Genomic DNA, 14,923 nt, shown 5'->3' on the forward strand with positions numbered 1-14,923 from the left:
TCCGCGGTGAGGGTCGGCGGGATCTGGTCGGCGAGCGCCGCGAGGACGGCTTCGAGCTCGGGGTAGAACGGCGGTCGGGGCAGGGGGGTGGACATGGGTCTCCTCGGGTCTGTGGGGGATGCGGTGCGGACTCAGGGTCGCGGAGGGGGCTCGCGCCCTGGAATCGATCCTTCCGCGAGGGGTGCCGGCGGCGGAACCGCCGGACGTCGCGGTCTCGGGCGGACTCCCCCGCCGTTCGCGCGCTCGGCGGGTACGGCGGGTACGGGGCACGGGCGGCGGTACGGAGGCCGCGGCGGGGCCGTACCGCCGCCCGTGACCGCTCGCAGAGGTCAGCTCAGGCGCAGCAGGATCTTCCCGCCGACGCCGCCGCGCAGGGCGTGGAGCGCGTCGACGATGTCGTCCAGGGACCGCTCCTGCACCCAGCCGGTGAAGTCGTACACGCCGTCGGCCATCGCCGCGATCACGGCGTCGAACTCCTCGGGCCGGTACCCCACCGCTCCGGCGATCTCGGTCTCGCCCATCATGAGCCCCGTCGGCTGGAACTGCGTCGCGTGCTCGTGGAGCGCGGCGACCACGAGCCGGCCGCCGGGGGCCAGACCGGCCACGGCGGAGGCGAACGCCGCGCCCGCGCCGGCCGCGTCCACCGCGACGTCCACGCCGTCGCCGTCGGTGAGCGCGGCGACGGCCTCCGCGAGGTCGTCGTGCACGGGGTCCACGACGCGCGCGCCCAGTCGGGCCATGAGGGCGCGGCGGTCCGCGCTCGGCTCGGACACCAGGACCCGCTCCACACCGCGGGCCTTGAGCGCGAACCAGGCGCCGATGCCGATCGGCCCGGCGCCGGCGACGAGCGCGCTGCCGCCCGGGGCGACGCCGCTGCGCGCCACGGCGTGCCAGCCGACCGCCATCGGCTCGACGAGCGCGCCCATCCGCAGGTCCACGCCGTCCGGCAGCACGTGCGCCTTCAACGCGTCGCACACCGTGTACTCGGCGAGGCCGCCGCCCCCCACGTTCGACCCGAGGGAGCCCATCTGCGGGCAGGAGAACGGCAGTCGACGCCGGCAGGCCGCGCACCGGCCGCAGGAGACGGCCAGCGGGTAGACGGCGGCGAGGTCGCCGACCTTCACGTCGGTGACGCCCTCGCCCACCTCGACGACGGTGCCGGAGAACTCGTGGCCGAGGATCTGCGGCAGGGTGTCGCCGGTCAGCGGAGGCGGCTGGTCCAGGTCGAAGGGCAGCGACTCCGGGTAGAAGTAGAAGTGCAGGTCGGAGCCGCAGATGCCGGCGAAGGCGTTGCGCAGCTTCACCTGGCCGGGGCCGGGGCTCGGCTCCGGCACCTCCTCGATCCGCAGGTCCTCCTTGCCGTGGAACCGTACCGCCCTCATCGCTCCTCCTCCGCGGTGTTCCGGCCGCACGGACCGCGGCCACGGATCATCCTCGGCGGGGGGCGTTCGCGCGGACCACCGCCGAACGCGGCGGTTTCGGAGGACCTGATCCGCCAGACGCGCGCCCCCGTGCCCCGTGCGGCGCGGGAACCGCCCGGAACCGGAATCCCCCGCTCGTCTGTCGGCGCCCGCGCGATCCCGGTACAACCGTCGGACGAGCATCGGTGCACCACTCCGCAGAGGAGAGACGCGCATGTCCGAGTCCGCGACCCTTCCCCCGCTGCCCGGCCGCTCGTTACCGGCGCCGGGTGCCGCCGCGGCCCCGCGCGCGGTGAGCGGCCGGCGTGGCCCGACATGACGACCGAGCCGGCCCGTGCGGGCCGGCTCGGTGGCTGCTATCGGCTCTCGGCAGGGGTCAGTTGGCGTTCACGAGGTCGTGGGCGGGGACGGTGACGGTCCGCCGGCCGGGCGTGCCGCCCAGGACGACCTTGCGCAGCGCGCTGTTGTTGTCGAGGTTGGTCTCCTTGAGCCGCTTCGCCGGGTTGGCGAGGACCTGGATGTAGTAGGTGCCGTTCGGCAGGTCCGTGATGTCGAAGGACTGGCCGGGCAGGTCCTGGGTGTAGGTGTCGCCGGAGCCGACGTCCAGCACCTCGCGGACGGAGATGGAGTTCTCCTGGCCGCAGGCGGTGGCCAGGTCGGTGTTGTTCGGGTGCCAGTTGGCGTTCTTCACCGTGTAGTCGACGGCGTCGGTGTTGGCGAGGCAGAACGCCTCCTTGCCGCTGCGGACCGCCTCCTTCTTGTCGGCCTTCAGCAGCCGGTAGCTGGCGAAGTCGGTGAAGTGCCAGTGGACGTGGCCGGGGCGCGGGTCCCACTCCATGGTGCCGGTCGGGGTGTAGCCGACCTGCTTGCCCTTGGCGTCGTAGAAGTACTGGTAGGCGTCCATCTTGGCCTTGCCGGGCGTGCGGAAGCCGTCCACTACGAGCTGGGCGGGGCCGGCGTTCCAGACGTTGGCGCTGAAGGCGAGGTAGTCCTTGCCGGGCGCGCCCTGGCCGGCGCCGTCGCTGATGGTGATGCCGTACGCCGGCAGGGACCGCAGGTCCGGCTTGGGGACGTTCGGGACGGACGGGGTGCCGGTCGGGCGCGCGGCCCGGGGCGCCAGGGCGGGCGCCTTGCGGGAGCCGTCGGTCTGCCCGGTGGCGTCGCCGGCGGACTGGACGCCGGCGCGTCCGGCCTGCTGCACCTTCACCGCCCACGGCAGCGCCGGGGGCGCCGCCTTCAGCGGCCCGTGGCCCACGTTGTACGAGGGGGTGGCGCCGCTCGTCTGCGGCGCGCCGGCCTCGGCGGGGCTCGGGGCGGCGTGCCCCGGTCCGTGCCCGGCGTGGGCGGAGGGCGCCTGGTGCGCGGCGCCGTGCCCGGCGTGCTCGCCGGCGGCGGCCGCGCGGCCGTTCTCCCAGCTGCGCTCCTCGACGGTGAGCTTCACCGTGGCGGGCTTGTCGGCGATGCCGAAGAGGTCCCGGTACTTCTTGGTGACCGCGACCTTGGCGGTGTACGTGCCCGCGGGAAGCTTCACGGAGTCGGTGTAGGAACCGGCGTAGGTGTTCGCGGCCCACCCCTTCTCGATGCCCCACACGGAGCCGAGGGTGAACGGGTTGGTGGGGCAGCTCTCCGGATACTTGGAGGTGGCGGGCGCGTCGGGCCGGATCCGTCCGCTGGCGTTGTTCGGGCAGAAGCTTTCCGTGCGCTTGACGACGACCTTGCCCTTCTTGTCCGTGACGGTGATCTCGGCGAAGCCCGGCAGTCCGGAGAAGTCCTTCACGGTGCCCTGCGGCAGCGTCTTGGCCTTGGTCTTGCCGCCCTCGACCACGGTCTGGGTGATGACCACCGGGTCCTTGTAGGACTTCCGGGTCACCTTCAGCTCCAGGGGGCGGCCCTCCGCGGTGAGGTACGTGCCCAGGTCCAGGTAGACGCCGGGGTCCTCCTTCCACGAGGTGAGGGTGACCGCGTTCGTCGCCGCGACGAGGCTCAGCTTCGGAGCCGTCGCGGCGGCGGTCGCCCGCTCGGGGGCGGCGGTCATGAAACCGACCGTCACGGCCATGGCGGCGACAGCCGTCGTCCCCGCGAGCAACGGCCGTCGAAGCCGGTGGGTGCGTGTCGTGCTCATCGTTCTCTCGTCCTCCGGATGCTGAGGGGAAGCACTTCGGACCGCGGCCGCGCGGGGTGGTCGGGCCCCGGGGCTCACGCGGTGCGGGGTGCGCGGTGCACCCGTGCTAGGAGAGGAGGGCGCCGGGCGGTCGGTTGTCCGGAGAGCGGAAACATCCCAATGTTGGCCGGAAGACGCCGCCGCGGCGCCGGTGGGCCACACTCGCCGAAACGGCTTCCCACCAAGGAAAACGAGGGCCGACAGAGGGACGTCCGGGCCTCCGCCCAATGGCCATATAGCGCCGGTGGCCGCTCCATTGAAAGCCCGTCGCACCACCGCACACCCGTGCGCCACGTACGCCGCGCGAGCCCCGCACGCCTCCGAAACCCCACCCGCCACCCACGCCTCAAGGCCGGCGAGTCGGCCAACCGACGAACGGGCCGACCCCCAGGCCGAACAAGGGTCCGTGTGCCCTGCATCCGCCGACGGGCGCTTCGTCCCGGGGTTCGGGCTTCGGCTCAAACACGCGTGTTCGATATCGGGACCGCTGTCGTTGACCCCCGTGACGTCGTCACCGCACCCGGAACACCCAGGTCGAGGAGCAGAGTTGAACGCAACAGATGTCCACGTCACCGATCCGGACGAGACGGTTCCACCCCCGCCGCCCGCGGAGATCCGGTACACCGGCGAGTACTCCGTGAACCCCCTCGGCGCCGCCTCCTTCCCCCGGCTCTGCGGCCGGATCCCGAGGGTGCTCCACCACATCCTCCGCATGTCCTGGCGGATCGACCGCCGGGCGGTGCTGCTGCTCCTGGTGTGTCCGGCGGTCACCGGTGCCGCCGCCGCGGTGCTGCTGGCGGCGACGGCCGCCGCGATGCGTCCGCTGCTCGGCACGGGGAGCGTCGCCGAGCGGCTGCACGCGGCGCTGCCGGCGCTGGTCGTGGCCTGCGCCGCCGCGGGGCTCACCCGCGGAGCGGGCGCCGTGGCCACGTACGCCGAGCGGATCCTCACCCCGCGGCTCACCACCGAGGCGGACGCCGCCCTGGTCGCGGCGGTCTGCCGCGTCGAGGCGTCGGCGTACGCCGTGGACGGTTTCGCCGACCGGCAGGAAGCCGCCGAGATGGGGGTGATCCGCACCCAGGTGATGGTCGGTGACGCTCAGCGGTTCCTGTCGGCGCTGGTCAGGATGGTGACGGCGGCGGGCGCGGTCAGCCTGCTCGACCCGCTGCTCCTGCCGCTGCTGCTGCTCGCCGTGCTCCCGGCGGGCGTCGGCGCCGTCCTCACCGCGCGCGTCGACTACGAGATCCACTACGCGAACATCGCCGACCGCAACGTGCGCGGCATGATGCGCTGGTGGTCCACGAACCCCAAGTACGGCGACGAGGTCCGGGCCAACTCGATGACCGATTACCTGCTGTTCTGGCACCGCTCCCTGTCCGACCGCTGCGACCGGCGGACCCTGGCCGCCGCGCCCCGCACGCTGGCCATCTCCGTGCTGTCGTCCCTGGTCGCGGGCGCCTTCCTGCTCGTCACCTGGGGCGCGCTGGCCTGGCTCGCCGGCACCGGCCGGATCGCCGTCGCGCTCGCCGCGACGGCGGTGGTCGCCGTGCAGACCACGCTGGCCGCGCTCTCCCAGGTGATCCTCAACGGCGCCGCCCTCTTCCACACCAGCCTCTACCTGACCGACCTGCGGACCTTCCTCGACGACGCCGGGGCGCGCGCCCCGCGCCGCGGGCCGGGCACGGTCGACGGCGAGGTGCGGGAGCTGTGCCTGGAGGAGGTGTCCTACCGCTACCCGGGCAAGGACACCCCGGCCGTCGACGGGGTGTCGCTCCGGCTGCGGCGCGGCGAGATCCTGGCGATCGTCGGCGCCAACGGCTCGGGCAAGTCGACCCTGACCCGCCTCCTCACCGGCATCCACCTCGCCGACAAGGGCCGCGTCACCTGGAACGGCGCCGACCTCGCCGAGACCGACCCCGACTCGGTGTGGCGGCACACCGGGCTCGTCCCGCAGATCTTCGCCCAGTGGCCGCTGCGCGTCCGCGAGAACGTGACGCTCGGCCAGCCCCGCACCCGCGACGACGCCGCCGTCTGGGAGGCGGTCGACGCCGTCGGCATGCGCGAGGCCGTCGACGCCCTGCCCGCCGGTCTCGACACCCTGCTCGCCCGGGAGATCTTCGGCGGCGCGGAGCTCTCGGGCGGGCAGTGGCAGCGCCTCGCCTGCTCCCGGGCGCTGTACCGCCGGCCGGGCCTGCTGATCCTGGACGAGCCGACCTCCCAGATGGACCCGCGGGGCGAGCACCGGATCTTCGAGGGGATCAAGGCCGTCGCCGCCGACCGCATCACCATCGTCATCACCCACCGCCTGGAGAACACGCGGATCGCCGACCACATCGTGGTCATGGAGCACGGCCGCATCACCGAACAGGGCCGCTACGACGACCTGGTGCACGCCGGCGGCACCTTCGCCGAACTCCTCGCCCTGTCCCAGGACCGCTGACCGGCGCTCCCCCGCCATGAGGAAGGGGCGCCCGGCCGGAGGCTTCGTCCGGGCGGGCGCCCCTTGCGTGGCCGGAGGGCCGGGTGGGTCAGCGGATGCCGAGGGCGACGAGTTGAGTGATCGCCTCCTCGGCGAAGTTGTCGTCGCTGACGAGGATCAGCAGCCGCTCACCGGAGGGCAGGTCCGGGCCCCACGTCATGCCCTCGGTGTTGTCGACCGCGGACAGGCCCAGCGTGTCGAAGTCCGCGACGAGCCGCTTGCGCATCGGCGTGACGGGCTGTCCGGCCAGCGACTCCATTGCCTGCACGTCGGTCGCCCCGCGCGTGGTGGCGTCGAAGAGGCGGATCTTGTAGCCGGCGCCGGCGACCCAGGTGCGCTCCAGGACCAGGTAGCGGTTCGGCTGGTCGGGGAAGGCGAGGATGGACGGGACGCCGGTGTCCGGGCCCCAGGGGCTGTCGGGGTCGTTCTCCGCGAAGATCTTCTCCAGCGGGTACGCGAACTGCCCGATGACCTTCCCGTCGCGGTTCTGCTGCGTGACGCGGACCAGGGCGCCGTTCTTCGTGGTGGGCTCCGGGCCGTCCTGGAGGAGGGGGCCCTCGATCGCACTCGTCACCACCTTGCCCTTGGAGCCGAAGGTGAACGCCTCGATCGCCTGGTTCCGGCGCGGGCCGCGCTCGTCCATCGTGATCGTGTAGTTCGCCGGCAGCCGCAGCTGCCCCTGGTAGGCGCCGGTGGGCGAGGCGTACTGGATCGACGGCTGGACGACGGGCGGTCCGACGGTCTTGGGCCGGTCGCCCTCCTGCCCCCACCAGTAAGAGCAGCTGCGCGGGTCGACGCGGATCTCCTCCGGGTCGACCGCCCTGCCGTCGCCGAGGGTCGGGGCCGGGTAGAAGGTGCCGTCGGGCTGGCGGAAGGGGTGGGTGCCGGTGAAGTCGACCGCGTGGACGCCGCCGGCGTCCACGTCCAGCTTCGCGGTGTAGAAGCGGGCGGGCTGGAGGTACGAGCGGTCGTCGCTGATGAAGACGTACTCGCCGGTGCACGGGTTGCGGTCGATGCCGGAGAGGCCGCCGACGGTGGTGTCCTGGAAGGGCAGCTTGTGCGGAACGGTCTTTTCGCCGAGCAGGCGGGCCTGGACGGCGCGCCCCAACCCCTTGCCGGGGTCGCCCGGTTGGGCGGCGGCGGCCACGGCGGGGGCCAGGGCGGTGGTCAGGAGCAGGGCTACGGCGCACGCGCGGCGCGTCAGAGAAGAACTCACCCGATGATCTTGCCCGGCGGCGGGCCGGAGCACAGTCGCCCGATCGGGTAGGGCTGCCACCCGCCCAACTCTTGGCCGATTAGCCCTAAATGACACACTATAAGCTTGAGGTAAATTCCTCCCTCGTCACCAACAGGTGATCATTCAAAGGGAGAACAGATGAGACGACGGACGTCCGCTCCGCGTGAGCGTGAGCGGCATCCGCTGCCGTCGCCCGGCCGGATGAGGCGCATAGCCCTGGCCACGGCGCTGGTGATGACCTTCGGGTTGATGGAGGGCATGGCGTCCGCGGCGGCACCCGACCGGGTCGCCGCCGAGGAGCCGCGGGACGTCAAGGGGCCGGCGGAGGCGCAGGACGCCGCCTCGGCACTGCTGATGGCCCGCTTGCAGGACCGGCGGATCGAGGTCACTGGGGAGCGCACCGAGTCCACGACGAGCTGGGCCAACCCGGACGGCTCGATGTCGCTGGAGTCGTACACGGGTCCGGTCCGGTTCAAGGACGACTCCGGCACCTGGCGGCCGGTCGACCCGAGTCTGGTCGAGGCGCCCGGCGGTGGGGTCCGGGCGGCGGGCCACCCGCTGGACCTGTCCCTGGCGGGCGAGTCGACGCCCGAGCAGGTCGCGCGCGTCGAGGCGTCGGGCGGCGAGCCGGGCGAGAAGCGGACGCCGGCCGTCCCGCTGGTGTCGCTCGACAGCGGCGAGGGCCACGAGATGACCCTGTCGTGGCGCGGCGCCCTGCCCGATCCGACGGTGCACGGCACCGAGGCCCGGTACGCGGGGGTGACGACCGGCACCGACATGGTGATCGAGTCGACCCGGACCGGCTTCGAGCAGTTCCTGGAGCTGAAGGACCGCAGCGCCGTCGACGCCACCGGTTCGGTGACGCTGTCGCTGAAGGCCAAGGGCCTGACGGTCCGGGCGAACGCCGACCGCTCGGTCACCTTCCTGGACAAGGAGACCGGCAAGCAGGCGGGCGTGCTGCCCGCGCCGGTGATGTGGGACGCCGCCGTCGACCCGCGTACCGGCGAGCACGAGAACCGGGCCGACGTCGGCCTGAAGGTCACGCAGAACGGCGACGCCGTCGACCTCACGCTCACCCCGGACGCGGCGTTCCTCGCCGACCCGGCGACGACGTTCCCGGTGACGGTCGACCCGGCCGTGAACATCGGCGCGAGCTTCGACGCCTTCGTGCAGCAGGGGTTCACCTCCGACCAGTCGGCCTCGACCGAGCTCAAGCTCGGCAACAACGGCGCAGGCCAGATCGCCCGCTCGTTCCTGGCCTTCCCGATGGCGAAGATCTCCGGCAAGGTGATCAAGTCGTCGAGCCTGAACCTGTGGAACTTCCACTCCTGGTCGTGCACCGCGCGCAGCTGGGAGATCTGGGACACCAGCTCCGCCTCCACGGCCACGCGCTGGACGGCGCAGCCCAACTGGAACCGGAAGTGGGCCACCACCACCGCCACCAAGGGCTACTCGTCCTCGTGCGCCGACGGCTGGGTGAGCACGGACATCACCAGTCTGGCCGCCGCGTGGGCGGGGAACGGCAACGGCACGAACACGCTCGGCATCCGGGCCACGGACGAGACCGACGAGTTCGCCTGGAAGAAGTTCAACTCCGGCAACGCGGCCTCCAACACCCCGTACATCTCCGTCACGTACAACACCAAGCCGGGCGCGGCGACGCCGCTGTCCCCGCTGACCGGCGCGGCGACGAACGACACGACGCCGACCCTGTCGGCGAAGGCCGTGGACGCCGACGGCAACACCGTCCGGCTGACGTTCGAGGTCTGGTCGTCGTCCGGCACGGCCGCCCTGCAGTCCGGCACCTCGGCGTACGTCGCCTCCGGCGCGACCGCGACCTGGACGCCGGGCACGGCCCTGGCACCGGGCTCGTACAAGTGGCGGGCGGCGGTCTACGACGGGCAGGACTGGAACGGCACCTGGTCCGCCTGGCAGACCTTCACGGTCGACACCGCCAAGCCCGGCGCGCCGTTCGTCTCCTCGGCGGACTACCCGCAGGACGGGCAGTGGCACGGCGGCGGCGGGGTGCCGGGCACCTTCGCCTTCACCCCGGCGTCCGGCTCGACGGACCTGGCCGGGTACGTGTACGCGCTGGACGGCGCCGCGGCGGTGACCGTCGCGGCGACCGGGACGGCGTCGGTGACGGTGACGCCGGCCGCCGACGGCCACCGCACGCTGCGGGTCCAGGCGAAGGACCGGGCCGGCAACCTGTCGATGGCGGTCGTCTACGACTTCCTGGTCGGGCAGGGCGCGATGCTGCGGCCCGCGGAGGGCGCGGTGACCGCGCGGCGCGTGCAGATCGCGGTCGACGCCCAGCCGAAGTACACGCGCGTCACGTACCAGTGGCGGCGCGGACCCGGTGCGTCCGTCTACGACGTGCCGCTCGCGCACCTGACGAAGCAGGACAACACCCCGGTCACCGCGGCGAAGACGCCGCTCGCGGAGATCGGCGCGTACGCGAACTGGTCGGTGCTGGAGACCCTCGGCCAGGTCGGCGGTGTCGTCCAGGTCCGCGCGACGCTGTACACCAGCAGCGACGCGGACCCCGCGTACATCAGCGAGTGGCGCGGCTTCACCGTCGACCCGAACGCCGACGGCGCCGCCACCGACGAGGTCGGCCCGGGTTCGGTGAACCTGCTGACCGGTGACTACTCGGTCAACGTGACGGACGCCGACGAGTTCGGCCTCGCCTCGACCCGTACCGCCTCCTCCCGGGGCACGGACCGCGGCTGGATGCCGCAGGGCCAGCGGCTGACCGCCAACCAGCAGGACGTGTCCACCGACCTGACGGGCTTCTCGGCGACCACGGCGACCCTCACCCGGGACACCACGCTGGGCCAGGACGGCTCCACCGACTCGCTGAAGGTCGTCCCCACGACCAACGCGAACGGCGACGCGTTCGCCATGGTCGGCGGCGACCAGAACGCCCTGCAGCTGGGCATGAAGCCCGGCCGGACCTACCGGTTCTCCGCCTGGGCGTACGTGCCCTCGGCGACCGGGCTCGCCCCGCAGCACGCGCGCGGCCTGCGCCTGTACGCGGGCTTCGCCACGCCGGGCGGCTACGTCGAGCCGACCTCCCGGAAGGTGCCGTACACCGACGCGTGGGCCGAGCTGACGCTCGACTTCACGGTGCCGAAGGACGCCACGACGGCCTTCCTGCGGCTGTACAACGGCTTCCCGGCGGGTTCGGGCAAGGCCGTGTACTTCGACCACCTGTCGCTGCGCGAGCTGGTCGCCCCGTTCGGTCCGGAGTGGGCCGGCGGCGCGGCGGGCGGTGTCACCGACAACGAGCTGCACGCGCTGACCTTCCCCGGCAAGGACGTCGCGGTCATCACCGGCTACGACGACTCCACGATCACCTTCGCCAAGAGCTCGGACGGCACGTTCAGCCCCGAGCCCGGCTCGGAGGGGCTGGTCCTGGCCGCGTCCGGCGCCGACTACGTCCTCACCGACGACGACGGCACGATCACCCGGTTCCGGAAGCAGCCCGGCTCGGACGTCCACGTGGTGGACTCCGTGTCGGGTACGGACGAGGCGTCGACCAGCCGGTACACGTACGACACGACCGACGGCCGGACCCTCGTCAAGCGGGTCATCGGCGAGGCCGAGCCGGGCGTGGACGACACCGGCCAGTGCACGGGCGCCGTTCCCGCGCGCGGCTGCGAGGTGCTGGAGTACGTCTACGCCGGCGCCACCACGGCCACGGCCACGGCGCCGGGTGACGTCGTCGACCGCGTGAAGGCCGTGCGGATCTGGTCGTGGGACCCGGCCGCGAACGCCGTGAACTCCGTGGACGTCGCCGCGTACCGCTACGACGTCCAGGGTCGGCTCGTCGAGGCGTGGGACCCGCGCAAGGCGTCGGCCGAGGACACGACGGTCTTCAAGACGGTCTACTCGTACGACTCCGGCAACCGCCTGTCGAAGATCGACACGGCGGGCGAGCTGCCCTGGATGTTCGACTACGGCAAGGCGGGGGCCGACCAGGACCCGGGCCGGCTGCTCAAGGTCCGCCGCCCGGCGCTGAAGCCGGGCAGCAAGGACGTGGTCGAGGGCGAGACCGCCTCGGCGGTCGTCTACGAGGTCCCGCTGACCAAGGCGGCGGGCGGTCCGTACGACCTCGACGGGGCGAGCGCCGCGACGTGGGGCCAGGCGGACGTGCCGACGGACGCGACGGCCGTCTTCGACGTCGAGTCCACCCCCGCCGTGCACACGGCCACCGCGACCGCCCCCGGCACGGACGGCTACCAGCAGGCCACGGTCCACTACCTGAACGCCTCGGCGCAGGAGGTGAACACCGCGACCTGGTCGCCGACCGGGGCGGGTGACATCGACACCACCGAGTACGACCGCTTCGGCAACACCGTCCGCACCCTCGACGCCACCGGCCGCCTGCTGGCGCTCGGCCTCGGCGACCAGGTGGACGAGAAGGTCGTCGAGCTCCAGCTGCCCGACGGGTCCGCGGCCCGCGCCGCGCTGCTCGACTCCCGCAACGTCTACAGCCGGGACGGGCAGGACCTGCTGGAGGAGACCGGACCGGTCTTCCGCGCGCTGCTGGACGAGGCGGTGCCGGCCCAGGCCGACCCGCCGATGCCGGCGATCGCGGCCGGTGCCTCGGTGGTGGCGCGCGAGCACACCGTGCACCGGTACGACGAGGGCAAGCCGGACGGCGCCGCGTACCACCTGGAGACCACCACCCTCGACGGCGCCCGCATCGAGGGCTACACGAACGACGTCGAGGTCCGGGTCACCAAGACCGGCTACGGCACCCCGATCGGCGGCACCTCCGGCTGGGCGCTGCGCGCCGAGACGTCGGTGACGACGGACGCCGTGCCCGGGGGCGCGAACTTGACCGCGACGATCCGGTACGACGCGGCGGGCCGCGCGGTCGAGTCCCGCAGGCCCGGCTCGAACGGCGCCGACACCGGCACCGTGCGGACCGTGTTCTACACGGCCGGCGCCAACCCGGACGACGCCGCCTGCGGCAACCGCCCGGAGTGGGCCGGCGAGCCGTGCGTCACGCTGCCCGGCGGCAAGGTCACCGGCGCGGACACCACCCGCATGCCGGACACCCTGCCGGTGAAGCGGATCACCCGCTACTCCCGGTTCGGCGACGTCGAGGAGACCACCGAGACCAACGCGGGCCGCACCCGCGTGTCGACCACCGTGTACGACGCGGCCGACCGGATCGTCTCCACGAAGATCACCGGCGACCTCGGCCAGGACCTCCCGGAGGTCACCACCGCGTACGACCCGGTGACGGGCAACGCGGTGACGACCACGGCCGGCGGCAAGACCATCACCCGGGTCTTCGACGCGCTGGACCGCCTGCTGTCCTACACCGACGCCGACGGCGGCACGACCACCACCGAGTTCGACCGCTTCGGCAAGCCGGTCAAGGTCACCGACGACACCGGCTCCACCACCTACACCTACGACCGCGCCCGGGAACCGCGCGGCATGGTCACCTCGGTGACCGACAGCGTCGCGGGCACCTTCACCGCGAAGTACGGCCCCGACGGGCAGCTGGTCGAGCAGACCTACCCCGGCGGGTACGTCCGCAAGGACACCTTCAACGCGAGCGGCGCCGCCACCGGCCGCACGTACACCCGCGCCTCGGACGGCGAGGTCGTCTACGGCCAGCACCTGGACATGACGACCCAGGGCGCCGTCGCGGCCGACACCAACTCCACCGACAGCAAGGAGTACACCTACGACCGTCTCGGCCGCCTGACGAGGACCGCCCAGACCACCGTCGCCGGCTGCACCACCCGCGCCTACGCCTTCGACGAGGCCGGCCGGAGCGTCACCGGCCGCATGAACCGCACCTCGAAGACGGTGTACGCGCCGGCCGAGGACGGCTCCTGCACGACGGCGGACGGCACGGTCACCACCAGCGCGTACGACAGCGCCGACCGGCTGCTGACCGACGGGTACACGTACGACGCCTTCGGCCGCACCACGGCCACCGGCACCGGCTCGGTGAACACCTACTGGGACAACGACCTGGTCGCCTCCCAGACGAAGGGCGACACGCGCCAGTCCTGGACCCTCGACCCGGCCCACCGGTTCACGGCCTTCACCACGGAGGCCCGGCAGCCGGACGGCACCTGGGCCAACGCGACCAGCAAGCTCAACCACTACGGCGACGACTCCGACGAGCCGCGCTGGATCGTCGAGGACACCACCCAGGGCACCCTCACCCGCAACGTCTCCGGGCCGGACGGCGACCTGACCGCCACCACGTCCGCGACCGGCGACGTGGAGCTGCAGTTCGCCAACCTCCACGGCGACGTGGCCGTCACTCTCGACACCGCGACGACGGCGCCGAAGGTCCTCGTCTTCGACGAGTTCGGCGTCCCCGCCGAGGGCCAGGCCACGCAGCGGTACGGCTGGCTCGGCGCCGAACAGCGGTCCTCCGAGGCGCTGGACGACGTCATCCTCATGGGGGCCCGCCTCTACGCGCCCGCGCTCGGCCGCTTCCTCCAGGTCGACCCGGAGCCCGGCGGCAACGCCAACCCGTACGACTACTGCAGCGGCGACCCCGTCAACTGCACGGACCTCGACGGGAAGTGGGGCTTCAGCTTCAAGAAGATGTTCAAGCGCGTGGCCCGCGTCGCGGAGATCGCCTCGTACATCCCCGGCCCCATCGGCAACATCGCCTCCGCCGTCGGCGCCCTCTCCTACGCCGCCACCGGCAACTGGCGCAAGGCGGCCGAGATGAGCGTGGGCGTCGCCTTCGGCTCGGCGGGCCGCCTCGCCGTCAGGGGCTTCAAGGCGGCGCGGGCGCTCCGCAAGGCCGGCCGCGTCAAGCGCGCGGCGTCCCGGGCGAAGCGGACCTTCCGGCGCTCCCGGTGCAACTCGTTCGCCCCGGACACGCCCGTGCTGATGGCCGACGGCCGCTACCTGCCGATCGGCGACGTCCGTCCCGGTGACCTGGTGGCGGCGACGGACCCGGCGACGGGCCTCACCACCGCGCAGCCGGTCCTGGAGGTCTACAGCGGCGCCGGCACCAAGCACATGGTGGCGATCGACACGGACCTCGACCCGGCGACCCCGCCGCTCACGGCGACCGCGGACCACCCGCTGTGGGTCGAGGACAAGGGCTGGACGAAGGCCGTCGACGTCAGGGCCGGCGACGCGCTGCGGTCGGCGGACGGCTCGGCGCACCCGGTGCGGGCCGTCCGGAACCTCGGCGAGCTCGCCGACCGGATCGTCTTCAACCTGAACGTCGGCGGCGTCCACACGTACCTCGTCTTCGACGGGACCGCGGACGCCCTTGTCCACAACGCCAGCTGCAACCTCAACCGGCACGCCCGGAAGGCTCCCCGCAAGCGGGGCGTCTACGTCATCAAGTACAAGAACGGCTCGTACTACGTCGGCAAGTCGAAGAACATGCACCGGCGCATGCACCAGCACGACAAGAAGGGGAAGCTGAACAACGTCCAGTCCATCCGCTACCACGAGCGGAGCAAGGGCAGCCTCCGCAAGCTCGAACAGGGCTTGTACAATCGCTACAAGTGCTACGGCGGCGCGCGGCTGACCAACAAGATCCGCCCGTCCAGGAAGTACGCTCACTGCTGACGGAGCGGGGGGTGGGGACGGTCCGTCCCCACCCCCCGTCCCGC

At 72.7% G+C, this 14,923-nt stretch carries 5 protein-coding genes; 2 read left to right on the forward strand and 3 right to left on the reverse strand.

The annotated features are described in order from the left end of the window. Window positions 1–329: 329 nt before the first annotated feature. Both ACFVQZ_RS00835 and ACFVQZ_RS00840 read right to left on the reverse strand, forming a co-directional pair. On the reverse strand, window positions 330–1,382 hold the full coding sequence (locus ACFVQZ_RS00835) for a zinc-binding dehydrogenase (RefSeq protein ID WP_383618558.1): 1,053 nt from the start codon (window positions 1,380–1,382) through the stop codon (window positions 330–332). Between the two features lie 415 nt (window positions 1,383–1,797). Then, window positions 1,798–3,543 (reverse strand): lysyl oxidase family protein, encoded by a 1,746-nt coding sequence (locus tag ACFVQZ_RS00840; RefSeq protein WP_030493233.1) that lies wholly within the window; start codon window positions 3,541–3,543, stop codon window positions 1,798–1,800. A gap of 586 nt (window positions 3,544–4,129) precedes the next feature. On the opposite strand from ACFVQZ_RS00840, the gene ACFVQZ_RS00845 reads away from it, so the two are divergent. After that, entirely contained in the window at window positions 4,130–6,022 is a 1,893-nt protein-coding gene (locus ACFVQZ_RS00845; protein WP_383618559.1) for an ATP-binding cassette domain-containing protein, read from the forward strand. Between the two features lie 88 nt (window positions 6,023–6,110). On the opposite strand, the gene ACFVQZ_RS00850 is transcribed toward ACFVQZ_RS00845, so the two are convergent. Further along, window positions 6,111–7,277: an esterase-like activity of phytase family protein gene (locus tag ACFVQZ_RS00850; protein WP_383618560.1), complete on the reverse strand. Its 1,167-nt coding sequence runs from the start codon at window positions 7,275–7,277 to the stop codon at window positions 6,111–6,113. A 222-nt stretch (window positions 7,278–7,499) separates the two neighbouring features. Between ACFVQZ_RS00850 and ACFVQZ_RS00855 the strand changes: the two genes are divergently transcribed. Beyond that, window positions 7,500–14,879: a DNRLRE domain-containing protein gene (locus tag ACFVQZ_RS00855; RefSeq protein WP_383618561.1), complete on the forward strand. Its 7,380-nt coding sequence runs from the start codon at window positions 7,500–7,502 to the stop codon at window positions 14,877–14,879. Window positions 14,880–14,923: the final 44 nt, after the last annotated feature.

It is taken from the genome of Streptomyces sp. NPDC057854, from assembly GCF_042797055.1.
In the GTDB taxonomy this organism is placed as follows: Bacteria; Actinomycetota; Actinomycetes; order Streptomycetales; family Streptomycetaceae; genus Streptomyces.

Coding starts and splice junctions, on each gene's coding strand:
- ACFVQZ_RS00835 (WP_383618558.1), bottom strand. CDS start 1,382: ATGAGGGCGGTACGGTTCCACGGCAAGGAGGACCTGCGGATCGAGGAG.
- ACFVQZ_RS00840 (WP_030493233.1), bottom strand. CDS start 3,543: ATGAGCACGACACGCACCCACCGGCTTCGACGGCCGTTGCTCGCGGGG.
- ACFVQZ_RS00855 (WP_383618561.1), top strand. CDS start 7,500: ATGAGGCGCATAGCCCTGGCCACGGCGCTGGTGATGACCTTCGGGTTG.